The organism is Brevibacillus panacihumi W25, from assembly GCF_000503775.1.
In the GTDB taxonomy this organism is placed as follows: domain Bacteria; phylum Bacillota; class Bacilli; order Brevibacillales; family Brevibacillaceae; genus Brevibacillus; species Brevibacillus panacihumi_A.
In genome coordinates this window covers 574493-599374 of the sequence record NZ_KI629785.1, presented here as the reverse complement: position 1 = coordinate 599374, position 24882 = coordinate 574493, and the positions used below count along the sequence as shown (strand labels likewise).

Here is a 24882-nt window from a genome sequence, read left to right as displayed (position 1 = left end):
AAAAATGAGGCGGAACCGAATGTAGAATGCTCTACAAGTGGTTCCGCCTTTTTGCGTTCATACTACTACTCGCCCTTATTGATCCATATGCGAAGGCAGCTTCTTTCTTCCTATAAAAAACAGTGCCGCAGCGATTGCGAGTGGATAGAGCGCAGGCCAACCGAGGAAAGGGTACAAGCCCACGGTAAAAATCAGCGATATCCACGAAGCGATCCTACCGATGCGATTGTCGCGCAAAAGCTTGATCCCGGCTAAGCATCCCCCGATATACGTCGCGATAAAGGTGGCGTTGGGGAGTGCGATAAGGCTCGACAAGTTGACGAGTTGGAGCTGAAGTGCCGTCAGAACGAGAACGAAGCAGATGCTCAAAAATGCCAGTCCCCCTATGGGCGTTCGGCGCTGTGGGTGGAGAATCCCAAACCAGCGCGGGGCGAATCCCTTTTGAGACAGGGAATACGCGATGCGCGAAGCCGCTCCTACATACACATTGGCTGAAGCGATGCAAATAAACAGGGCGATCAGCGCTACGAACCAACCGCCTACAGGTCCGAGGGAAAGCTGGATCATGCGGCTGAGTGAAGCGGCTGTGAGGTCGTTTCCGTAGCTGTGTGTTGCGACCGTCATCAAGGCAACCAGGAAGTACAACAGGGCAATGATGCCTGCACTCCAGAAAACACCGCGAATCGCGTTACGAGGATCCACCATCTCGCCTGACAGATGGGTGACCGCTTCCCAGCCGATAAAGCACCAGAACATCAATACCGCTGCCTGAATCACACTGAGCCAGCCGTGTGGAACAAAAGGGGTGAAGTTGGCACCGGAAGCATGAGGAACCGCGGCCACGATCGCCAGAATCAGGATGGACACAATCAGGGACACGACAATCGTCTGTACGCGCCCAGCTACTTTCAGACCCATGGTGTTCATCCAGAGAACCGACAGCAGGATCATGCCGGCACATAGGGTAACCTGCCAGTCGCTCCAGTTGAAGAGGATGGCGATATAATGAGAGCCGATCATACTGAGAATGGGTGCGCCAAGCGGGACGGAGAGCAGAAAAAACCAACCGACCATGTTGCCGAAGCGTTCGCCGTACGCGGTTTGGACAAACGAAGAGACGCCCCCTGAGCTGGGATAACGGGCTGACAGCAGGCCCATCGTGACGCCCATCGGAAGCACCAGTATGGACATCAGCAGCCAGGCCAGAATCGAGGCCGGGCCCGCGATTTCCGCAGCCAGACCGGGGATCAGCAGCACGCCGGAACCGAGCACAGAGCCGATGTACAAGGCAATGATCTGCTGCAGTCCCAAGGTTTTGGTCAGGCTTGTTGAAGTTGCAACGCTAGGTTTCATTTTCGTTCCCTCGCTCTTTTCATAAAAGGTTGGAAATAGCGTAGCATAGACATTGGGATCAGTGTTATCTATAATTACAGATATATTCAATCGAAAAATCCGATTCGAAAAGAGGGAGAGGATGGATACTCGCTATTTGCAAACCTTTCGGGAAGTAGCCAAATGGCAAAGCTTCACCCGTGCCGCAGAGGTTTTGGGCTATGCGCAATCCAGCATCACCACGCAGATCCAGAACCTGGAGAATGAGTTTGGGGTGGTTCTGTTTGAACGCTGGGGGCGAAAAATAAGGCCGACTCAAGCTGGCGAAGTGCTGCTTGCCTACAGTGAGCAGCTGCTTTCCATTCTGGATGAGGCGAGGGGGCAGCTCTCGGATCAGGCTCAATTGGCAGGCACGCTGACGATTGGGACCGTTGAATCATTGGCAGCTTTTTACCTGCCTCCCTACCTGCAAAAATTTCGCCAGGAGCAACCGAAAATGCGCGTGCTTTTGCATCCCGGGATTTGCAATGAGCTGCGGCAAGGGGTGAAGGAGGGTGCGTATGATTTTGCCTTTATTCTGGATCGATGGCAGGAGCATCCTGATCTGGTCTGTCTGAATTTGGGGGAAGAAGAACTGGTGGTGATCGCAGCGCCAGGCCATCGTTTGGAGCAGGCTCACAAGGTGGTCGCAGAAGATTTTTCCGGAGAGAACTGGATCTTCACGGAAGAAGGCTGCAGCTACCGCATCATCATGGAAAACGTCCTGCGCAAAGCCAATGCAGCCGTCCACTCTTCGCTGGAATTCGGGAGCATGGAAGCGATCAAGCAATGTGTCACGTACGATCTCGGGATTGCCCTCGTCCCCAAAATCACGGTTAAAGAAGAAGTGAAGAACGGAACATTGATCATTCTTCCGTTTACCCACCCGGAGGTTCGGGTCTACCGTCAGCTTGTGTACCACCAGAAAAAGTGGATGCCGCAGGCGATGCGCTATTTTATCGATTTGCTGAAAACGGGAGATTTGGACAGAACGAACCGTACACGGAAGAATGCTCTTTAACTTCGAATTGGCTACAAGAGGAAAAACAGATGATGGCAGAAGTTGCGTATGATATGATAGAGACTAAGCTGTTTTTGAGATGAAGGAGGTTCATATTACCGTGAACAGTGTAGAGGAAAGCATTGTAAAAGATATGGGACTGGCTCATAATGGCCATCTGAAAATCGACTGGGTAAAGGAACATATGCCCGTTCTGAACCGCATTCGCGAACGCTTTGAAAAAGAAAAGCCGTTTGCCGGACTGAAAGTGGCGATCTCCCTTCACCTGGAAGCCAAGACTGCTTACCTGGCGAAAGTGGTGCAAGCTGGGGGCGCTGAAGTAACGATCACAGGCTCTAACCCCTTGTCTACACAGGATGATGTCTGCGCAGCGCTGGTAGAGGATGGCATTCGCGTATTTGCGAAGTACAATCCAGATCCAGCCGAATACAAAGACCATCTGATCAAAACGCTGGAAACTCGCCCTGACCTGATCATCGATGACGGCGGCGATTTGGTGACCATCCTGCACAGCGAGCGTCGCGATCTGCTGGCGCAAGTGCGCGGTGGTGCGGAAGAGACGACAACAGGGATCCTGCGTCTGAAAGCCCTCGAAAAAGAAGGCAAGCTGGAATTCCCAATGGTAGCGGTAAACGATGCTTTCTGCAAATACTTGTTCGACAACCGTTACGGTACAGGCCAATCCGTCTGGGATGGCATCAACCGTACGACAAACCTGGTTGTTGCCGGTAAAACGGTTGTGGTCGTTGGCTACGGCTGGTGCGGAAAAGGTGTGGCAATGCGTGCAAAAGGCTTGGGCGCAAAAGTCATCGTCACCGAAATCGACGCGATCAAAGCGGTAGAAGCCTATATGGACGGCTTTGAAGTAATGCCGATGAGCGAAGCGGCAAAACACGGCGATTACTTCGTGACCGTAACTGGAAACCGCGACGTGATTCGCAAAGAGCATTTTGAAGTGATGAAAGATGGCGCAATCCTGTCCAACGCAGGCCACTTCGATGTCGAAGTGAACAAAGTGGAATTGAAGGAAATGTCGACTTCCACGCGCATTGTGCGCAAAGACATCGAAGAATTTGTCATGGCAGACGGTCGAAAACTGTATCTGTTGGCAGAAGGCCGCCTCGTGAACCTGGCTGCCGGTGACGGCCATCCAGCGGAGATTATGGACATGACCTTCGCGCTGCAAGCTGTGTCCCTTGCCTATGTGAACGAGCAATACAAAAACATCGGTAAAAAAGTACTGAACGTTCCTTACGAACTGGATGCGATGGTTGCTCAATACAAGCTGGAAGCTCTGGGAATCGGCATCGACAAATTGACCGACGAGCAAAAAGCGTATCTGGACAGCTGGGTCGAATAGTCCCGCGAAAACCGTCTTTTCCCGGAAAAAAAAGAAACGAAAAATCCTGCATACACATGCGGGATTTTTTTTTGTATAATAGCAGATAGGTAGCGAAGTGGGGAAAAGTGGGGGAAAGTGGTGCCCCTTGATCGGAAAGTGGGGGATTGGGCATGTTCATGGGTGAATTTCAGCATAGCATCGATGAAAAAGGCCGCCTGACCATCCCCGCGAAGTTCCGTGAAGGGCTGGGCAACTCCTTTGTCATGACCCGTGGCTTGGACCACTGTTTGTTTGCCTACCCGCTGGACGAATGGAAGCAACTGGAGGAACGGCTCAAAACATTGCCTTTTACCAAAGCAGACGCTCGTGCTTTTACACGATTCTTTTTTTCAGGAGCGACCGAATGCGACTGGGACAAGCAGGGAAGGGTAAATATACCCCAAAATCTGCGTGACCATGCCGCGATTCAAAAGGAATGCGTCGTCATCGGCGTATCCAACCGGGTCGAGGTCTGGAGCAAAGAGCGCTGGGAGGCGTACTTGGCCGAATCAGAGGGCTCGTATGGAGAGATCGCTGAAAAACTGGTTGATTTCAATTTGTAGCAGCAAGAAGAACGGGAGTGACGATCTTGTCGTTTCATCATGTAACCGTATTGCGGGAAGAAGCAGTCGCAGGCCTCAACATTCGCCCTGGCGGCATCTATGTGGATTGCACCCTGGGAGGGGCTGGACACAGCAGCTTGATTGTCTCTCGTCTGACTGAGGGAGGCCGCCTGATCGCCATCGATCAGGATGACTGGGCACTGGATCATGCACGCGAACGCTTTTCTTCCACTATGGATAAAGTAACACTGGTAAAGAGCAACTTTCGCCATCTCAAAGAAATTGTGAGCGATCTGGGCTTGGACGGAGTAGACGGTATCCTGTTTGATCTGGGGGTCTCCTCCCCGCAGCTGGATGAAGGAGAGAGAGGCTTCAGCTACAATGCTGACGCCCCGCTGGATATGAGAATGGACCAGCAAGCACCCTTGACGGCTTATGCCATCGTCAACGAATGGGACGAGGAAGAGATCGCGAAGGTAATCTGGGAGTACGGGGAAGAAAAATTTTCCCGGCGAATTGCCCGGCAAATCGTAGAATATCGAAAAAAACGTCCTGTCGAGACGACAGGCGAGCTGGTGGAAGTGATTAAAGAAGCAATTCCGGCAGCTGCGAGAAGGACAGGCCCTCATCCGGCCAAGAGAACCTTCCAGGCCATTCGCATCGCGGTCAACGATGAGCTGGATGCCTTTCGAGAAGCGATTATTGATGCGATCGAAGTATTGCGTCCTGGTGGAAGAGTCAGCGTCATTACCTTCCATTCGCTGGAGGATCGCATTTGCAAACAGGTTTATCAGGATTTTTCCAAAGGCTGCACCTGTCCGCCGGCCTTTCCGATTTGTGTTTGCGGCAACCAGGCAATCGTCAAAGTGATTACAAAAAAACCGATTCTGCCGTCTGAAGAAGAATTGGAACTCAATCCGCGCGCGCGCTCGGCGAAGCTGCGCGTCGCGGAGAAACTGTAACCGATCACATGGGCTCAACGAGGAGGTAAGAAAAGTGAGCTACTACTACCGGGGCAACCTGGCTATGGAGCTGGAGCAAGAGCAGCAGACCAGCACGGTAAAGAAAACAAAACGAACCATTCGGCTAAAACCGACCATTCCTACTAGAGAGAAACTACTCTATTTGTTCGTAATCTCCATCACCGTTGCTGGTCTTGGGTTTGTCGGAGTGCGATACTCTCAAATCTCCCAGTACAATTACGACATCCAGAGCGTCAAAAAAGAGAATCGGCTGATGACAGAACAAAATGCCGCCCTGAAGTTGCAAATCGAACAGATGAGCAACCGGGATCGCATCCAGGCGGAAGCGGAGCGTCAAGGCATGCTGTTTAATCCCGATGCTGTGCATGTGATCGGAAAAGCGGGCGCGGTGGTCAGCCCGGTACATGCGGGAGGATCCGTCCAATCAACCAAGCAACCATAATGTTACTTGCCACTCGCCAAGTAACATTTTTTTCTTCGAGTGAAAACACGTAAACGTTGGATATGAACTTCCCGATACTACAAGAAGCACGACTACCAAATCGCGTAAGTTGCATAGCGGAATACGTCTTGCGTATGGAGTGAATAACAATGGAAACAAAACGACGCGTAAACTGGCGGATTCTCTTATTTGCTTTATGTGTGATTATTGGTTTTTCAAGCCTCAGCATGCGGCTTTGGTGGCTGCAAACCGTAGAAGCGGCCAAAATTATGGATTATGCACGCAGTCAGTGGGACTGGGAAAAGACCTTGAAGCCAAAGCGCGGGGCGATCATGGACCGCAACGGGGAGATTCTTGCGTATGAGGGCAAGGCCTACACAGTGAACGCGAGACTGAAGCCCATGAATGAAAAGGATCAGGATTATGTGAAGGATCCGTATTATACGGCGACTACGCTCTCCCGCATCCTCAATGCTCCGATGGATTATCTTTTGAAGCGCTTGACCACTTCCCAGTCCAACGTCATTGAATTGGGGAGCTGGGGACAAAAGATCACGGAAGAGCAGAAGAAATTGATCGAAGAGGCGCAATATCCCAAGCTTCCCAGCGGAGAACAGGTGAAAACGAATCAGCTGCCAGGAATCTATCTGACGGAAGCGACGAGGCGCTTTTATCCGAACAACAGCTTTGCCGCACATGTGTTGGGATACATAGACTTGTATGACAATCCGAAAATGGGCTTGGAGCTGCAATTGGACGAGGAGCTTCGCGGCGAAAAAGGCGAAATGGCGATCATGACGGACGGCGCCGGCTATCAGCTTCCAGACGGGGAGCACAAGTACAAGCCCGCAGAAGACGGTAAAAACGTCTATCTGACCATCGACCGGCAAATTCAGGACTACGTCGAACAGGCGCTGGACGTCGCGGAGAAAGAGTTTAAACCTAAGGGTCTGATGGTCGTCGTCTCGGATCCGCAAACGGGAGAAATTCTGGCGATGGGCAATCGCCCGCAGTTCAACCCGAATACCTATTACAAAGGGATCACCAACTTCACGAACCACGCCGTCACCTCGATGTTTGAGCCTGGTTCGACGTTCAAGATCATTACGCTAGCGGCGGCGATCGAAGAAGGCATGTTCAATCCAAATGAAGAGTATCAATCTGGTACATACACAATCAAAGGGCAAACGCCGATTCGCGACCACAACAACGGCCGGGGCTGGGGCAAGATCAGCTTCCTGAAAGGGGTGCAGCGCTCCAGTAACGTGGTGTTCGTTAAATTGGCCTACGAACGTTTGAAACTGGAGAAATTGAAAGCCTATTTTGAGAAATTCGGCATTGGTTCCCTGACTGGGATCGAATTGCCCTATGAGAAGAAGGGAAATATCGCCAACCTGGAAAACCCCCGCTCTCCTCGCGACTGGGCGGTTACGTCATTTGGCCAAGGGGTGACGGTGACGGCGATTCAGCAGATCGCGGCTGTTGGCGCAATTGCCAACGGCGGAGAATTGTTGAAGCCGCATATCATCAAGGAGATGCGCGATCCGCATACGGGAGCCGTCGTGCACCGTACCGGAAGGGAAGTGGTTCGACGCGTAGTGAGTACGGCGACAGCCAAGCAGACGCGCGATATTCTGGAGACAGTCGTGGAAGATCCCGATGGAACAGGGAAAGCCTATCGCATCCCGGGCTACTCCGTAGCAGGGAAGACCGGAACGGCGCAAAAATACGAGGGAAACAAGATTTTGGAAGGGCATTACATCGCTTCCTTCATCGGTTTTGCGCCGAAGGACAATCCGCGCCTGCTGGTCTATGTTGTCGTGGATGACCCGAATACCTCTGAATACACCACATACAGCTCCAAGATCGTCGCTCCGATCTTCAAATCAGTGATGGAGCGCAGCTTGCAGTATCTGCAGCAGCAGCCTGATCTGCAGTCGGCAAGCGGAGGGGACAAGAAGCAAGCGGCTGCCCAGCAAACCGCCTTGCCTCCCGTCAAAGAGCTGACGCTGCCCAAATTTATCGATATGGCGACGACTACAGCACAGCTTCGTGCCAAGCAGGATGAGCTTGAAGTAACGATTGTGGGTACCGGGACCAAGATCGTCGAGCAGTATCCGGCGCCGTTTTCCAAGGTCGTCTCCGGGCAGAAAATCACCTTGATCACCGATCGGGTGGAAGGGACGCAAATGCCGGATCTGACAGGGAAGTCCTTGCGCGATGTCATGGAGTTCGCCTCTATTTTGCACATGAACGTAAATGCGACAGGCGTTGGATTCGTCGATTCGCAAAGCATCAAGGCTGGCACCGCGCTAAAAGGAGGGGAAACCCTGCTCGTGACTTTGAAGTCAGAGTCTGAGCCTGCGCCGCCTGCACCAGTGCCAGATGTGCAGGCAGGCCAGGACGGAGCTGAGTCTCCTGACGACCAGGGGTCACAAGAGACTTCTGGCGCGTCTGAGGGGCAGTCGGAAGAAGCTGACGCCTCAGGCGATACCAACAAGCCTGAGGAAGGCAATACAGGGCAAACGAGCGCCTCCCCATAGTTCTAACAAGTCCCCCCAAAGAATAGGGTAGAAAAGAGACAACCTATTCGAGGGGGGACTCGTTTGCGAGTATCCAACGCTACTGTACGCCGTCGTATTTTTGTTGCCTTGGTGATTGGGATTGTTCTGTATGCGGCATTGATTACCCGATTGGGGTATGTACAAATGATAGAAGGTCCAAAACTGGCAGAGATGGCAGGAGATTTGCTGAAACGCAATATCAAATTTCAGCCCAATCGCGGCCGCATTCTGGATCGCAACGGCAACGAACTGGTAACAAACATCACCGTACCCACTGTCATTGCTGTGCCTGTGCAAATCAAGGACCCTGAATCGACCGCAAAGCAGCTTGCTGTTATTCTGGAGCAAAAAGAAGAGGACATCTTCAAGGCGATAACCAAAAAATCAATGAGCATTGATAAAATTCCGGGAGGTCGCAAAATTTCAGAAGAGAAGGCCCGAAAGATTCAGGATTTGAACCTGCCTGGAATCTATCTGGCTGGCGATACCAAACGCTTTTATCCCAATGGTACGATGGCTGCCCATATCATCGGATTTACCGGAATTGACAATCAGGGCTTGACGGGCCTGGAGAAAATCTATGAACCGTTTCTGAAAGGAAAGGAAGGCTACATCGCCTATCCTTCCGACGCAAAAGGCCGAATCATGCCCGGGGGCTCCGAGGAGTATGTCGCCCCCATCGATGGAATGGACATGTATTTGACCATCGACAGCACGATCCAGGCATTTATTGAGCGGGAGCTGGATCAGGCGGTCGTCGCGTATCAACCCGACGACGTTCTCGCGATTGCCATGAACCCCAAGACCGGCGAGATTCTCGGCATGGGGAGCAGGCCGACCTTTTATCCGGATCAGTACCAGAATTACGCTACAGAGGTCTACAACCGCAATTTGCCGATCTGGAAGACCTATGAGCCAGGTTCTACCTTCAAGATCGTCACCTTGGCAGCTGCCCTCAACGAAGGCGTGGTCAAGCTCAACGAAGGCTTCTACGACCCGGGCTACATCACTGTGGCGGGAAAAAGGCTGCGCTGCTGGAAGCGGCAGGGGCATGGGCAGGAAACCATGCTGGAGGTCGTCGAAAATTCCTGCAACCCGGGTTTTGTGACAATGGGACAACGACTGCAAAAAGAACGCTTGTTTGAATACATCAAGAAATTTGGTTTTGGACAGAAGACGGGTGTTGATCTTATTGGTGAAGAGAACGGACTTCTTTTCAAACTCGACCGGGTCGGTCCGGTCGAGCTGGGGACGACTTCCTTCGGCCAGGGGGTATCGGTGACACCCATCCAGCAGATGGCAGCAGTCTCGGCGGCAATCAACGGAGGCAAGCTGATGAAGCCCTACGTAGCGAAAGAATGGCGAGACAGCGTCACCCACGATATCATCGGGCGGACATTGCCGACTGAAGTGCGTCAGGTGATCAAGCCCGAGGTGTCCGAGCAGGTGCGGTACGCCCTGGAGAGCGTGGTGGCGAGGGGGACAGGCGGAAGGGCCTATATCGAAGGATACCGTGTCGGTGGGAAGACCGGGACTGCCCAAAAGGTAAGGAACGGCCGCTACGTCGATGGCGAATATATCGTGTCCTTTATCGGTTTCGCGCCGGCGGATGATCCGCAAATCGTCGTCTATTTTGCTGTAGATAATCCCAAAGCCCTGGCTTTTGGTGGATTGATTGCCGCGCCAAGCGTCAAAAACATCATCGAATCGTCACTCCAGCACATGAAAGTACCTCCGCGCAAGGATGGCATTTCCAAAGAGATCAACAAGGCACTGGGAGAAAGGGCCCCGATCGAAGTTCCTGATATGGTCGGGCAAACCATGAAGGATATTGCGACCCTGTACGAGACCTTGCCATTGGTCGTTTCCGGCAAAGGAAAATACGTCATTTCCCAATCTCCGGCCCCAGGGGTAAAAATTGAGGACGGAGGAAAAATTCGCATCTACCTTGGTGACAAATAAAGAAAATAGCTATAAAATGAGTTTTTGGAGGCGGAGGAGAGAAGGCTTTTCTACGGGCGCTCACCTCCGCTCTTTGCAAAAAACGCTAGATTTCTGTCTATACTAATGGAAAATGGGGTGCCTGACATGTTGTTACGAGATCTGCTCTCACCTCTGTTGCAGAAAAAGGTTCAAGGAGATGACAGCATAGAAATAACGGGTTTGACAGCAGATTCCCGACAGGTAAAGCCCGGTTTCCTGTTCATTTGTCTGGCAGGATATACGGTCGATGGACATGATTTTGCCGCCAAGGCTATCGAGATGGGGGCTGTGGCTGTCCTCGCTCAAAGAGAGCTTGATCCGGCGGTTATCCAGGGAAGCCAAGCGACGGTCATCACTGTATCGGATACACGCAGGGCAATGGCTCTTCTGGCTGACCGGTTTTACGAATCGCCAACCCGTGAATTGAAACTGATCGGCGTGACCGGGACAAACGGCAAAACTACAACGACGCATCTGATCGACAAGATTTTGCGCGATTATCGGTACGAGACAGGTTTGATTGGGACGATCCACATGCGGATAGGCGGCGTAAGTGAAGAAGTGAAAAATACCACACCTGACGTCATTGACTTGCAGAAAAGCTTTCGACGCATGCGCGATGTGGGGACGGACTACGCAGTGATTGAAGTTTCCTCCCATGCGCTCGAACAAGGACGTGTGCGTGGATGTGATGTACATACCGCTGTCTTTACCAATCTCACGCAGGACCATCTCGATTACCACAAAACGATGGAGAATTATCGCTTCGCCAAATCCCTGCTGTTCGCCCAGCTTGGCAATCACTACGAGTGGGATCGCATGAAAACGGCCGTACTGAACGCAGATGATGAAGCCTCCAAGCTGTTTGCGATGGTTACACCTGCTCAGGTGGTTACCTACGGCATCGACCATCAGGCAGACGTATCCGCCAGCGAGATCAAGATCACAAGCAAGGGAACGTCGTTTATCGCAAATACCTTCGCAGGCACGATCGATATGCATCTCAAGCTGGTCGGCAAATTCAACGTGTACAATGCATTGGCTGCGATAGCTGCTACGTTGGCGGAAGGCATTCCGCTGGAAGCAATCAAAGCCAGCCTGGAGTCCATACCAGGGGTCAATGGGCGCTTTGAAGCCGTAGAGGCTGGCCAGCCTTTTGCCGTGCTGGTGGACTATTCCCATACACCAGACAGTCTGGAAAATGCGTTGCAGACCGTAAAAGAATTTGCCAAGGGTCGTATCATGTGTATCGTGGGCTGCGGCGGAGACCGCGATGCAGGCAAGCGCCCGATTATGGCCAAGATTGCAACAAAATATGCGGATTACAGCGTCTTAACCTCTGATAACCCACGATCCGAAGAACCGCAAGCCATACTGGACGACATGCTTGCAGGAGTGTCTGATGTAGACCAGGAGCGTTATACGACCCAGGTCGATCGGCGCGCTGCCATTTTCCATGCCGTCTCCCTGGCGAAGCCGGATGACGTGATCCTGATTGCTGGAAAAGGGCATGAAACGTACCAAATCATCAAGGATCAGGTACTGCCGTTTGACGACCGTGAAGTGGCGCGGGAAGCCATTGCCCAGTACTACCACGAATAGAGAGAGATGCGTCTGAATAGCATCGAAAGAAAGGAGGGTCGGGCATGTTCGCTGACAACGTACTCATCGTCACGATCGTCGCCGCGTTTCTCATCGCCGTACTCATTGGTCCCCTATTCATTCCCTTTCTTCGCCGCCTGAAATTTGGGCAGGCGATCCGGGAGGAAGGACCCCAGTCTCATCAAAAGAAAGCTGGAACTCCCACTATGGGTGGTACCATCATCCTTTTGGCACTTATTTTTACTGTGTTGAAGTTTGCAAATTCCTCCATGGAAGTAACCTTTCTTTTGCTGGTGACGCTTGGTTACGGTTTGATTGGATTCATGGATGACTTTTTGAAAATCAGAAGAAAACACAATCTCGGTCTAACTGCAAAACAAAAATTTGCCGGACAGATCCTGCTGGCGATCGGTGCCTATATTCTCTTGATCATGATGGGGCATGATACTTCCCTGCATCTGCCGGGCACTCCTTGGAAGCTGGAACTCGGGTATTTTTATTTCCCGTTCCTGTTATTCCTGCTGGTGGGGACGACCAATGCGGTCAATATCACCGATGGACTTGACGGCTTGCTGGCGGGTACGGGAGCCATTGCTTTTGGCGCTTACGCGATTATCGCCTGGTTCGGTCAAAACTACGACACGGCGATTTTCAGCGCGGCTGTCGTCGGGGGCGTCCTCGGTTTTCTCGTATTCAACGCCCATCCGGCGAGAGTGTTCATGGGAGATACCGGTTCCCTTGCGTTGGGAGGAGCATTGGCGGGAATCGCCATCATGACCAAGACAGAGCTGTTGCTCGCCATCATCGGCGGCGTATTCGTCGTCGAGACGCTGTCTGTCATCCTGCAGGTCATCTCCTTTAAAACGAGAGGAAAACGGATTTTTCGCATGAGCCCGCTCCATCACCATTTTGAACTGACGGGTTGGTCGGAGTGGCGTGTCGTGGTGACGTTCTGGCTGGTGGGAATGTTCTTTGCCGGCTTGGGCGTATATCTTGAGGTGGTGACGATAAAATGATGGATTACCGGGATCGGCATATTGTAGTTTTAGGAATGGCCAAAAGCGGTGTAGCAGTGGCAAAACTGTTGCACCGCTTTGGTGCTCATGTTGTGGTAAACGATCAGAAGCCGCGCGAGGAAGCAGCAGGGGCGGAAGAACTGGAGGCCTTGGGTATTCCGGTCATCTGCGGCTACCACCCGGATGATTTGATCCATGACGGGGTTGCTTTGGTTGTCAAGAATCCGGGTATCCCGTACGAAGCGGCTCCAGTGGCTCAGGCAATGGGACTGGGGATTCCGATCATTACCGAAGTGGAGCTTGCCTACCAGATCTCGCAAGCTCCGATCATCGGGATCACGGGCTCGAATGGAAAAACCACCACGACGACGCTCGTGGGCCTTATCCTTCAACAGGCAGGGGTTGATGCTCTGGTCGGAGGCAATATCGGCACGGTACTATGCGGGCTGGCGCAGACAGCGACGCCAGAGCAATGGCTGGTAGCCGAGTTGAGCAGCTTTCAATTGGCGGGTACAACCAGTTTTCGGCCGCGTATCGGCGTCATGATGAATCTGTACCCTGCTCACCTCGATTATCATCACTCGCTGGAAGCGTACCTGGAAGCCAAGCTGCGGATGTTTGCCAACCAGACGAAGGACGATATCGCGATTCTCCCGTATGATCAGCCGGAGCTGCTGCCGCACTTTGAAGCGCTGAAGGCGCGCAAGTACTTTTTCAGCAAGCAACGGCCGGTGGCGCGCGGTGCTTATGTGCGGGACGGCAAAATCATCTACGCAGACGGGGAGGGGAACCAGGAAGAGATCATCGCCCTGGATGCGATCACGGTGCCGCATGTGGACAATGCTCTGGCGGCGATACTCGTAGCCCTTCTGACGGGTGCGGACAAGCAGTCAATCGCGCAGGTGCTAACGACTTTCCCAGGCGTCGAGCATCGCATGGAATACGTGACCTCCATCGATGGTGTCAAATATTATAATGATTCCAAGGCAACGAACCCTGAAGCCGCATCACGCGCGTTGCAGGCGTGTACGGAGCCGGTAGTCTGGATCTGCGGCGGCTTGGATAGAGGCGTTGATTTCAAGGAGCTGATCCCGGTGATCCAGGGGAGGGTGAAGGCGGTCGTGGCTTTGGGCCAAACTGCCGAGATCTTGCTGCAGCGAGCCAAGGAAGCAGGGATTAAAGAGCGAGTCCATGTCGATACTGTTGAAAAAGCCGTTCTTACAGCTTCGCAGTTGGCCGCATCGGGTGACGTCGTTTTGCTCAGCCCAGCATGTGCGAGCTGGGACATGTTTCCTTCGTTTGAGATCAGGGGGAGCATGTTTAAGGACGGGGTGCATAGACTTAAAACAAGCCTAGCATAACGTCCCGCAGCATCGAAGAGATTCAGCTACAGCCAAGTCCGGGACGCATGAGAAAGGATGACCTGCCCCCATGAGCAAGGTTCGCTCTGCTCCCGACTTCGTAATTATTTTTGCAACACTTTTTTTATTAGGAATTGGCATCGTGATGGTGTACAGCGCGAGTGCCATCGTAGCGCAAAAGTTCAATGATCCCTATTTCTTCGCCAAGCGGCAATTGATTTTTGCCATCCTCGGCATTACATCCATGTATATCATGATGAATATTGATTACTGGGTGTGGAAGAAGTGGGCCAAGCCGGGTTTTTTCCTGAGTCTTGGGCTTCTGGTGCTGGTTCTCGTCATCGGGATTGAAGTCAACGGCTCCAAAAGCTGGCTTGGCATCGGCGCGTTCGGCATTCAGCCGGGTGAATTCGCCAAGCTGGGTGTTGTCGCATTTCTGGCAAAATGGCTCTCTGACAACCAAAAGCAGATTGTCCAGTTTCGCAAGGGCCTGGCTCCCGCCTTAGGGATTCCCCTCGCATGCTTTGGTTTGATCATGCTCCAGCCGGATTTGGGAACTGGTACTGTTTTGATGGGGACCGCCATCGTAATGATTTTTGCTTCCGGAGCACGGGTCAGCCACTTTGTCGGTCTAGGCATGATCGGTGTCGCCGGCTTCATCGCTTTGGTCATTTCCGCTCCATACCGAATCAAGCGGATCACGTCTTTTATCGATCCCTGGACTGATCCGCTCGGAGCGGGCTATCAGATCATCCAATCGCTCTATGCGATCGGTCCCGGTGGCCTTTTGGGCTTGGGGTTGGGACAAAGCAGACAGAAGCACTTGTATTTGCCGGAGCCGTACAATGACTTCATCTTTTCCATTATTGCGGAGGAACTGGGCTTTATCGGCGGCACACTGGTCCTGCTCTTGTTTCTTCTGCTGCTGTGGAGAGGGATGCGCACGGCGATCACGGCTCCGGATCTGTTCGGAAGCTTGCTGGCGCTTGGGATCATTGGCATGATTGCCATTCAAGTCATTATTAATATCGGCGTTGTGACGGGGATGTTTCCGGTGACGGGGATTACGCTTCCGTTTTTAAGCTACGGCGGCTCGTCCTTGACGCTGATCCTCACGGGCGTGGGAGTGCTGTTGAACATTTCCCGCTTTTCGAGGTAGAGAAAGATTCATCCTGTCGATACAGGAAAAAGGGTGTGAATGGAATGCGTGTCGTCTTGACAGGCGGAGGTACAGGTGGACATATTTATCCGGCGCTTGCGGTAGCGAGAGAAATCTCTCGTCAGATGCCGCAAGCTGCCTTTTTGTATATTGGCAGTAAAAACGGATTGGAGGCGAAACTGGTTCCACGCGAGGGAATTCCGTTTCAGTCCGTCGAAATCAGCGGATTGAAACGGAAGCTGACTCTCGAAAACGTGAAGACGTTGTGGAATTTTTGGCGTGCCGTCCAGGATTCGAAACAGATGCTGCGAGAATTCAAGCCGGACGTCGTGATCGGTACAGGAGGATATGTTTGCGGACCTGTCGTGTACGCGGCAGCGAAGCTGGGTATACCGACCATGATCCACGAACAAAACGTTGTCCCCGGCTTGACGAACAAGTTCCTCGCCCGCTCCGTCAGCAGAGTGGCTGTTTGTTTTGAAGAATCTCTCTCGTTTTTTCCGGCCTCCAAAACGGTGTTGACAGGAAATCCTCGCGCGACCGAAGTCAAGCATGGAAACAAACAGGCAGGGCGGGACTTCTTGGGGATCGATGCGGACAAGCGAATCGTGCTGATCATCGGGGGAAGCCGCGGTGCTCGAGCGATTAACGAAGCTGTGCTCTCCGTCATCCCGCAGCTGGGGGCACTGGAGCACACACATGTTGTATATGTCACTGGCGAGGTTCATTACCAGGCGATTGCGGACGAGTTGAAGAAAAAAGCTCCATTGCCGGAAAACATTACGGTCCTTCCATTCGTCCATAATATGCCGGATCTTTTAGCCGCTACCCACGTGCTCGTCGGGCGGGCAGGGGCGTCTACGCTGGCTGAAATTACGGCGTTAGGGGTACCGGCAATTTTGATTCCGTCTCCCTATGTCACCAATAATCATCAAGAAAAAAATGCTCGCGGTCTGGAGCGGGCACATGCTGCTCGCGTGATTGTGGAGCGGGACTTGACAGGCGAACGATTGTTATCTGTCTTGTCTGAACTGCTCCATGACCCGAATGAGTGGGAAGAAATGCGCAAGGGCTCGCTCTCTTTGGGGATGCCGGACGCTGCGGCCGAGATTGTGCGGCAGCTGCAGGAAATTGCCAGCAAAAAATGAACGGATGGGCGATTGTCACGCCGATCTGGGCGTTCGCATAGTATGGAGCAAACACGTGATAAGAGCTGTATCCGACCTAGATAGTATCAGGAGGTTCACAAATGAAACAAATTGCAGATGAGCTAAAGCAAGCAGGGATCGAGAAAGTGTGGACTGATGAACCTCTCGCCAATCATACGACATGGCGGATCGGGGGTCCTGCTGATTTGTTAATCCAACCCAAGGATAAGGAATCCTTGAGGACAGCCTTACAAATTATCCATCGCCATGATATTCCTTGGAGTGTAATCGGGCGCGGCTCCAACCTTCTGGTGAGGGACAGAGGGATACGAGGAGCCGTGCTCAAGGTGACTGAGGGCTTGAGTCACTGCGAATTCAGGGGCGAAGAGGTGTGTGTGGGTGCCGGATATTCCATGATCCGCCTGGCGATGGAAACAGGGAAAATGGGATTAACAGGTATGGAATTTGCGGGAGGCATTCCTGGTACGGTAGGCGGCGCTGTCTACATGAATGCTGGGGCGCACGGATCGGATCTTTCACGTATTCTCATTGATGCCGAGATCCTCTTTGAGAGTGGCGATATGAAAGTGTTGACCAACGAGGAATTGAACTTCAGCTATCGTACGTCTTTGCTGCAGCAACAAAAAGGGATTGTTGTAGAGGCGCGCTTCCGCTTGCAGCAGGGTGATCGCAAGGAAATCGCGGCTACACTCGCAGCAAACAAGGAGCGGCGGCGTCAGACACAGCCTTTGCAGATGCCCTGTGCTGGCAGCGTATTCCGCAATCCCCCGGGAGATCATGCCGGGAGATTGATTGAAGCAGCGGGATTGAAAGGATATCGATACGGAGGAGCTCAAGTCTCGGAGATACATGCCAACTTTATCGTCAACCGTGGAGGAGCAACGGCAGCCGACGTCCTCACCTTGATCAAACACATTCAGGACACGATCCGGGATAAAAACGGGATCGACATGCACCCAGAGGTACTGGTGGTGGGCGAGGGGTAACACGGAGGTGAAAGTTTGGAGACTTTTGCGATCGAAGGCGGAAGACCTCTGTCCGGTTCGCTTCGGATCCAAGGAGCTAAGAACGCTGCTCTTCCGATTCTGGCTGCGGCTGTATTGGCGGAAGGGCAATTCTATATCTATGACGTTCCCCATCTGCGAGACATTGAAGTCATGCTGGAGATCCTATCAGCCTTGGGTGCGAAAACCAGGCTTGACGATGGATGTGTCGATCTGGACACGACATCTGTCTCGTTGCCGATGATCCCAGATGATTTGATGGGGCAGATGCGGTCATCCATATTCCTGGCGGGACCTTTGCTGGCACGTCTGGGAGAGGTCACGATCTCGCGGCCTGGCGGATGTGATATTGGAGAGAGACGCATCGATCTGCATCTGGCAGGCTTGACTGCTCTGGGAGCGAAAATCGAAGAATCGGAAGGCTACATCACATTTCGGGCGAAGCAGCTTCGCGGGACCAATATTTTTCTCTCCTTTCCGAGCGTGGGTGCAACCGAAAACATTATGATGGCAGCGGTCCTTGCCAAAGGAACGACACGCATCTGCAATGCAGCCAGAGAACCGGAAATTGTGGATTTACAAAATTTCCTCAACGCGATGGGAGCCCGTATCCGGGGTGCAGGCACTGACACCATAGAAATTAACGGCGTCCCCCGGCTGCGTTCCGTCAGCTATCGGATTATTCCCGACAGAATCGTCACTGGAACCTTCCTTCTGGCCGTCGGAGTCGCGCAAGGGCATATTGAGTTGACCAACACCATACCGGAGCATTTGACGGCATTGATTGAGGTTGCACGTAGCTGCGGTGTTGAAATCAAAACCCGCCATGATATAATGGAAATCAAATGCACCTCACGTCCTCGCGCTTACGACCGGATCATTACTTCTCCATACCCGGGTTTTCCTACTGACCTGCAGGCGCAATTAATGGTTTTCCTAGCACAAGCGAGAGGAACAAGCGTCATCAAAGAGACGATATTTGAGGGAAGATTTAAACATGTGAATGAATTAGCGCGAATGGGCGCATCCATATACGTAGATCTGGGCTCTGCCATCATTCGGGGGACCAACAAATTGACAGCGACGAGTGTGGAAGCGACAGATCTGCGGGCAGGAGCAGCACTGGTTTTAGCAGGGCTGACTGCTGAAGGGGTCACTACGGTGAACCAGATCCATCATATCGACCGGGGGTATGAGCGGCTAGAGCAGCAGTTGCACCAGCTTGGTGCCGATATTACACGGGTGTCGATATAGGAAGGGAATGATCAGCGGCATACTGCTATGCCGCTTTCCCTGTTTTTTAGATTTACAAAAAATTCCATCTCTCTAGTAAGGGACGATGGGAATTTGCAGGCATCTTACGCCTAGCATGAGCGAGGATGGTTAGGACGATGGCGGCATTCGAGGAACGCATTCCCCAAGTCAAGCAACAACGTCCCCGCCGAAGGGGAAACCGCAAGCTGATTGTACTACTCGTGCTTTTTTTTCTTACAGTTCTCATCATTGTATTTATCCGTTCTCCATACAGCAAGGTGCAGGAAATTCAGGTGTTCGGAAATGACATCTACTCTGCGGAAGAAATCGTGGCCCAGTCTGGCTTGACCCTGGATATGCAATTCCTCAATGTCTGGGAGGGAAGCGTGAGAAGCAATCTGAAGCCGCTTGAAGGAATCAAGGATGTTGCGTTAACGCGGCAGTTCCCGGGCGTTATTCAACTGCATGTCACGGAAGTAAAACGCGTTGCTTTCTGGAACGGACAGGATGGAACCCGCTACCCGCTCCTCGAGAATGGCTATGTCCTCAAACAGGTGGATTTTTCCAAGCGCGTGGTGGACAGGCCGTTGATCAGCTCTTGGTCTGCGCCAGAGCTGCTTCCCAATTTAGCCAAGTCGCTATCCAACCTTTCGCCGGCGGTATTGGGTGAAATTTCCGATATCGCGCTGACTCCAACCGTGTATGATAAACAACGTGTGCGTCTGTTCATGCGTGACGGCAATGAGGTACGCAGCGTCGTTTACAAGCTGGATAAGATGATGAACTGGTATCCGGCGATCGTGAAGGAGTTGCCAAGCGATTCGAAGGGTGTGCTGTCGCTCTTTGAGCAGCCTTGGTTTGTCCCATATGGGAAGGGGGAAGAAGCCGTTCCGTTGCCTGACCACGGGGGACAAGCCCAAAATCCGCAGTAAACTAGCAAAAGGGGAAAGCAGAAAATGAATCGTCGCAACAAGTTTCATGTGTATTTGACCATCGTGACGTTTTGTACCGGCTTTCTGGTGGCGACCTCGATCGAGACGACCAAGTTGATGCGAAAAGAACGGATGAACGATCAGCTATTCCAACAGGAAACCCAATTGAACGAGCGGATTCTGGCGGAAAAGGAGCAGAACCGGCATCTCGAGAATCAATTGCTCGATTTGCAGCGTCAGGTCGGGAAGGTCGAGGAAGCGATGGCAACCCGCAAAGCGGAAGCTGCGGAGATTCTCAGCCAGTTGGAAGCGGCGCGGATGCAGGCCGGAGTGGTAGCGGTAGAAGGACCCGGCATTGTCGTGACCATGCAGGATTCACAACACGCAGCGTCCAGTCCGGATATTACCAACTACATCGTGCATGAACATGATGTTCGTCTCGTCGTCAACGAACTGCGTCTCGCTGGAGCAGAAGCAATCAGCATAAACGGACAGCGGTTGGTGAGCAACTCCTCTATTCGCTGCATCGGTCCGACCATTATTGTAAATGGGGTCAAATCTGCCGCTCCATTCGTAGTGTCTGCAATCGGTGATCCGGAAACCTTGGAGGGAGCCTTGAACCTGCCAGGAGGAGTATTACAAACCTTGCAGGATTTCGTACAAATCGACGTTGCCAAACTAAATGCTATTCAGTTGCCAGCTTTCGTAGGGGATGCCAAATCCAAACACTCCTAGTTGAAGGATGCGTTTAACCATGTTGCAAAAAAGCCGTAAAATCACGTTTATTCTTGCTATTATTAGTGCTATCATAGGTGTGATGTTGACCGTTCAGCTGCGCAGCAGTTTGGACCCAGTGCACAAGGAATCCAGAAGCATCGCAGAGCTACGGGCCTCCCTGCAAAAGGAGCTGGAAAAACATAAAAACCTGCTAGCCGACATCTCCAAGTACAATCAGTTGTACTACCAGTACGAGACAGCACTGAGTGAGGATGAGAGCCTCTCTGTCATGAAGGAAGAGCTGGCGCGTAATCGGAAAATGGGTGGAATGGTTGCCGTAGAAGGACCCGGGATTATCCTCAACATCGTGGATCAAGTATACGATGAGCATGTCATGGACGAGCATGTGCCAGCGCCAGTGATTGGCGGGTATACAATCGATGACGAGGATTTGCGATGGCTGGTCAATATCCTTTTTGCGAACGGTGCGAAAGCCGTTTCCATCAATGGACATCGTTTGATTGCCACGACAGCTATTCGCAACGTAGGGGATGTGATACAGATTGACACAAGAACGGTTCAACCTCCCTATGAGATGAAAGCATTGGGAGAACCTGAAGTTCTGTTGTCAGCGTTGAAGCTGGAAGGTGTAGAGGAGTACTTTCAGCTTTCCAATAAACATGTGATTGCCGAGAAGCAGGACAATCTGATGATTCCAGCCAACACAGAAGAACGTCGCATTCGCTTTATGAAAACGGTGAAAGAAAAAGGAGATTCGTAACCATGTGGCTCCCGCTTATCGGACTGATCGTCGGTCTCGTCGTCGGCTTTTTGCTGGATTGGCGTGTGCCTCAGGAGTATAGTAGCTATCTTTCCATCGCTTTGTTGGCAGGATTAGATACAATCTTTGGGGGAATTCGTTCATTCCTGGAACGCACGTTCAATGTGCGTATCTTCTTGTCCGGCTTCTTCTTCAACACACTGTTCGCAGCAGGTCTTGCCTTTATCGGAGGCTTCCTGGGCATCGATCTGTACCTGGCTGCCATCGTTGCATTTGGTGTTCGCTTGTTTAACAATTTGGCGGTAATCAGGAGAATAGTTCTATCACGTTGGATCAATCAGGAAGAGTAGGACGAGTAACTGGGAAGAAGGTCATATTTTTACAAAAATTCAAGATGAAAAAAAGGGAATGGTAGTCCTGTGTGGAATAAAATATGCAGGTGTTCTCATGATCACAAGACAGAAGACGTAGCAGGGGAGGTGTCACAGGTTTGGTAAGCAATGAACTCATCGTCAGCCTAGATATTGGGACTTCCAAAGTTCGCGTTATGATCGGCGAAGTCAACAACGGTTCCATCAACATCATCGGTGTCGGCCAGTCACATTCGGAAGGGATTAAGAAGGGTGTAATCGTCGACATTGACCAAACCGTGCATGCCATCCGGGAAGCTGTCGACCATGCAGAGCGCATGGTTGGCGTTTCGATCGAAGAAGTATATGTAGGAATCACCGGAAATCATATCGAGCTGCATGAAACACAAGGGGTTGTCGCTGTATCTAGCGAGGACCGTGAGATACGGGAAGAAGACATCCAACGCGTCATTCAGGCTGCGAAGGTAGTCGCGATCCCACCAGATCGGGAGATTATTGAAGTAGTGCCAAAGGAGTATATTGTCGACGGACAAGGGAGTATAAAAGACCCGCGCGGGATGATCGGGGTTCGCTTGGAAATGGAAGGAACCATTGTAACCGGATCCAAAACGGTCGTACATAACATCGTGCGTTGCGCACAACGCACTAACCTGCGCGTTGCTGGTATTTTTCTACAACCATTGGCTGCTAGTACAGTCGCTCTCTCTAAAGACGACAAGAACATGGGTGTCGTCCTTGTAGATATTGGTGCTGGGTCTACCACGATCGGTGTCTTCGAGCAGGGTAAGCTGGCTGCCACTACCGTAATTGGCATTGGCGGCGATCATATTACGAGCGATATTGCACTGGGATTACGTACACATACGGAAGTTGCGGACCGGGTGAAGACCAAAAATGGTTGTGCCTTGATCGATGAAGCATCCGAGGATGTCAAATTCAAGGTCAGCCGTATTGGTAGTGAAGTAGAAAAGCAGTTTACACAAGTAGATCTGGCCAATATTATTGAACCTCGTGCAGCCGAAATATTCCAACTCGTAGAGGATGCTGTCTACAAATTGGGGTATCGCGACGAAATTGCCGGAGGGTATGTGCTTACCGGGGGTACCGTCGCAATGCCTGGAATGTTGGAGTTGGCAAAGGAAGAACTGGATGCTCCTGTTCGTATCGCGATACCAGACTACATTGGAGTTCGCGATCCTGCCTACACCACCGGAGTAGGCCTGATTCAATATGCCTTGCAGTTGATGGAGCGCCGCAGCATAAGCGTCACCCCCTCTTTCAAGGGCACCCAGAAAAAGCAAACCGTCACGAAGCCAAGGGACAACGGCGGTTTAATGGAAAAGGTAAAGAACTGGTTTAGTGAGTTTATTTAACAGCAAGAATACCCGCCGCTAGATGCGGTCGCTCATCCTTGAATATGCCTCACATTGAGGTTTTCTTATGTTGAATTGGGGAGGACTAGCAATATGCTGGAATTTGATATGGACATGGAATCCTTTGCGCGAATTAAAGTAATTGGTTGTGGCGGTGGCGGAAGCAACGCTGTCAACCGTATGATTGCGGGCGGCCTGCGAGGCGTTGAATTTATTACGCTAAACACGGATGCTCAAGCTCTGCAGTTGTCTCATGCGGACATTAAATTGCAAATCGGGGAAAAATTGACCCGCGGACTGGGTGCAGGTGCCAATCCGGAGATCGGAAAAAAAGCAGCGGAAGAAAGTCGCGACTTGATTGAGAATGCTCTGCGTGGTGCAGACATGGTGTTTGTCACTGCCGGTATGGGCGGAGGTACCGGGACAGGTGCCGCTCCCGTTGTAGCGGAGGTCGCGAAGGAACTGGGAGCACTGACAGTAGGCGTAGTTACCCGTCCATTTTCCTTCGAGGGCCGCAAGCGTTCCAGCCAAGGTGAGCTCGGGATTGCCGCACTGAAAGAAAAAGTAGACACGCTGATCGTCATTCCGAATGATCGACTCTTGGAAATCGTCGATAAAAACACACCGATGCTCGAAGCCTTCCGCGAGGCGGACAACATCCTGCGACAAGGGGTTCAGGGCATTTCTGACCTGATCGCGACACCTGGTTTGATCAACCTCGACTTTGCAGACGTCAAAACCATCATGACCGAGCGTGGCTCTGCCTTAATGGGAATTGGGGTAGGCAGCGGCGAGAATCGGGCAGCGGAAGCAGCACGCCGCGCGATTTCCAGTCCATTGCTGGAGACCTCCATCGACGGTGCACGTGGCGTTTTGATGAATATTACCGGTGGCACCAACCTCAGCTTGTATGAGGTAAACGAAGCAGCGGATATCGTTTCTTCCGCTGCCGATCCGGACGTAAATATGATTTTTGGTGCTGTGATCAATGAAGATTTGAAAAACGAATTGGTCGTGACCGTGATTGCCACCGGTTTCGAGGAGGCCCAGCAACGGCAGTCTAGCGCTGCCCGCCGTCCGCAGCAACCAGCTGCAACGCCAAATCGTCCAACTCCAATTTCGCAAACGCCAAACTCCAATCGGACCAGCAATGCCAATGAAGAAGAGGAAGACAAATCCTTCTTCACGATGAGCAATCTGGACAACCTGGACATTCCGGCTTTCCTGCGCAATCGTCGCCGCAATAAAAAGTAAAATTACATGATCAACATGCAAAAACCTTGTCTCTGCAAAAGAGGCAAGGTTTTTTTCGTTGATAAGCTCAATCTTTATTAGGATCTCTGTTTAAAATGGCTTGACGATCGGGGAAAAAAGGTGGAACGCCGAATTGTCTAAATCCGATATCGTAATGCCCTGCCACCAAACGTTTGGACAGCTCAAGAAAAAGAGAGGAAGCCATGAGAAAACGCGACATTCTTGATATTCTGACTCTCCTCTGCAATTGACGCCGCAATTAAAAGTAAAAATAATGAAAAACAAGAACTTTTCTCTGTAGCATCTTTTCGAGAAGGGTTTTTTAAATTGCAGTTTGGCTCTAAAAAGCAAGCAGCAAAACAGAATTGACCCACCCTGACCTCGCAAAACCATCGCTTCAATTGGACTGGCAGCACAAAAAGAAGGGGGTAATTATCCTTTTCATGATGAGCAATCATCGAGAACTTGGATATTCTGGCCTTCCTACACCATAAAAAGTAAAAATATATGAAGTTAGCATATTTTAACCTTGATTCTGTGAAAAGAGACAAGGTGATTGTTTTGAGTAAGTCTTTTTAAAA

21 protein-coding genes are annotated in these 24882 nt (G+C 51.7%); 20 read left to right on the top strand and 1 reads right to left on the bottom strand.

The window, feature by feature from the left end; genetic code table 11:
- Positions 1–75 precede the first annotated feature (75 nt).
- On the bottom strand, positions 76–1353 hold the full coding sequence (locus T458_RS43815) for an APC family permease (protein WP_023557429.1): 1278 nt from the start codon (positions 1351–1353) through the stop codon (positions 76–78).
- Between the two features lie 121 nt (positions 1354–1474).
- On the opposite strand from T458_RS43815, the gene T458_RS43810 reads away from it, so the two are divergent.
- From T458_RS43810 to ftsZ, 20 genes are all read left to right on the top strand, one after another.
- Positions 1475–2392 (top strand): LysR family transcriptional regulator, encoded by a 918-nt coding sequence (locus T458_RS43810; protein WP_023557428.1) that lies wholly within the window; start codon positions 1475–1477, stop codon positions 2390–2392.
- A 100-nt stretch (positions 2393–2492) separates the two neighbouring features.
- Positions 2493–3752 carry an adenosylhomocysteinase gene (locus T458_RS43805; protein ID WP_023557427.1) on the top strand — a complete coding sequence of 420 codons (1260 nt, stop codon included), beginning with the start codon at positions 2493–2495 and terminating at the stop codon, positions 3750–3752.
- 152 nt (positions 3753–3904) lie between these two features.
- The gene (gene mraZ / locus T458_RS43800; RefSeq protein WP_023557426.1) at positions 3905–4336 is read left to right on the top strand and encodes a division/cell wall cluster transcriptional repressor MraZ; all 432 of its coding nucleotides are present in this window, start codon (positions 3905–3907) and stop codon (positions 4334–4336) included.
- A 17-nt stretch (positions 4337–4353) separates the two neighbouring features.
- Entirely contained in the window at positions 4354–5298 is a 945-nt protein-coding gene (gene rsmH, locus T458_RS43795; protein WP_023557425.1) for a 16S rRNA (cytosine(1402)-N(4))-methyltransferase RsmH, read from the top strand.
- Positions 5299–5332: 34 nt separating this feature from the next.
- Entirely contained in the window at positions 5333–5761 is a 429-nt protein-coding gene (gene ftsL2, locus T458_RS43790) for a cell division protein FtsL (protein WP_023557424.1), read from the top strand.
- 149 nt (positions 5762–5910) lie between these two features.
- Complete coding sequence (locus T458_RS43785; protein ID WP_023557423.1) at positions 5911–8304, top strand: penicillin-binding protein; 2394 nt, start codon at positions 5911–5913, stop codon at positions 8302–8304.
- A 63-nt stretch (positions 8305–8367) separates the two neighbouring features.
- Positions 8368–10287 (top strand): stage V sporulation protein D, encoded by a 1920-nt coding sequence (locus tag T458_RS43780; protein WP_023557422.1) that lies wholly within the window; start codon positions 8368–8370, stop codon positions 10285–10287.
- A 126-nt stretch (positions 10288–10413) separates the two neighbouring features.
- Positions 10414–11910, top strand: a complete 1497-nt coding sequence (locus T458_RS43775) for a UDP-N-acetylmuramoyl-L-alanyl-D-glutamate--2,6-diaminopimelate ligase (protein WP_023557421.1) — start codon at positions 10414–10416, stop codon at positions 11908–11910.
- Between the two features lie 44 nt (positions 11911–11954).
- Positions 11955–12926: a phospho-N-acetylmuramoyl-pentapeptide-transferase gene (mraY, locus tag T458_RS43770; protein WP_023557420.1), complete on the top strand. Its 972-nt coding sequence runs from the start codon at positions 11955–11957 to the stop codon at positions 12924–12926.
- Positions 12923–14287, top strand: a complete 1365-nt coding sequence (gene murD, locus T458_RS43765) for a UDP-N-acetylmuramoyl-L-alanine--D-glutamate ligase (RefSeq protein ID WP_023557419.1) — start codon at positions 12923–12925, stop codon at positions 14285–14287. Before mraY ends, murD begins: the two co-directional genes overlap by 4 nt.
- Positions 14288–14357: 70 nt before the next feature.
- Positions 14358–15446, top strand: a complete 1089-nt coding sequence (gene spoVE, locus T458_RS43760; RefSeq protein WP_023557418.1) for a stage V sporulation protein E — start codon at positions 14358–14360, stop codon at positions 15444–15446.
- A gap of 44 nt (positions 15447–15490) precedes the next feature.
- Complete coding sequence (gene murG, locus T458_RS43755; protein WP_023557417.1) at positions 15491–16594, top strand: undecaprenyldiphospho-muramoylpentapeptide beta-N-acetylglucosaminyltransferase; 1104 nt, start codon at positions 15491–15493, stop codon at positions 16592–16594.
- 101 nt (positions 16595–16695) lie between these two features.
- Positions 16696–17601, top strand: coding sequence for a UDP-N-acetylmuramate dehydrogenase (gene murB / locus T458_RS43750; RefSeq protein ID WP_023557416.1), 906 nt, complete (start codon positions 16696–16698; stop codon positions 17599–17601).
- Positions 17602–17616: 15 nt separating this feature from the next.
- Positions 17617–18873 carry a UDP-N-acetylglucosamine 1-carboxyvinyltransferase gene (gene murA, locus T458_RS43745; RefSeq protein ID WP_023557415.1) on the top strand — a complete coding sequence of 419 codons (1257 nt, stop codon included), beginning with the start codon at positions 17617–17619 and terminating at the stop codon, positions 18871–18873.
- 137 nt (positions 18874–19010) lie between these two features.
- On the top strand, positions 19011–19805 hold the full coding sequence (locus T458_RS43740) for a cell division protein FtsQ/DivIB (protein WP_023557414.1): 795 nt from the start codon (positions 19011–19013) through the stop codon (positions 19803–19805).
- 24 nt (positions 19806–19829) lie between these two features.
- Positions 19830–20540 carry a DUF881 domain-containing protein gene (locus T458_RS43735; RefSeq protein ID WP_023557413.1) on the top strand — a complete coding sequence of 237 codons (711 nt, stop codon included), beginning with the start codon at positions 19830–19832 and terminating at the stop codon, positions 20538–20540.
- A 19-nt stretch (positions 20541–20559) separates the two neighbouring features.
- Positions 20560–21303, top strand: a complete 744-nt coding sequence (locus tag T458_RS43730; protein ID WP_023557412.1) for a DUF881 domain-containing protein — start codon at positions 20560–20562, stop codon at positions 21301–21303.
- A 2-nt stretch (positions 21304–21305) separates the two neighbouring features.
- On the top strand, positions 21306–21653 hold the full coding sequence (locus T458_RS43725; RefSeq protein ID WP_023557411.1) for a small basic family protein: 348 nt from the start codon (positions 21306–21308) through the stop codon (positions 21651–21653).
- Positions 21654–21793: 140 nt separating this feature from the next.
- On the top strand, positions 21794–23047 hold the full coding sequence (gene ftsA / locus T458_RS43720) for a cell division protein FtsA (protein ID WP_023557410.1): 1254 nt from the start codon (positions 21794–21796) through the stop codon (positions 23045–23047).
- Between the two features lie 93 nt (positions 23048–23140).
- Entirely contained in the window at positions 23141–24301 is a 1161-nt protein-coding gene (ftsZ, locus tag T458_RS43715) for a cell division protein FtsZ (protein WP_023557409.1), read from the top strand.
- Positions 24302–24882 lie beyond the last annotated feature (581 nt).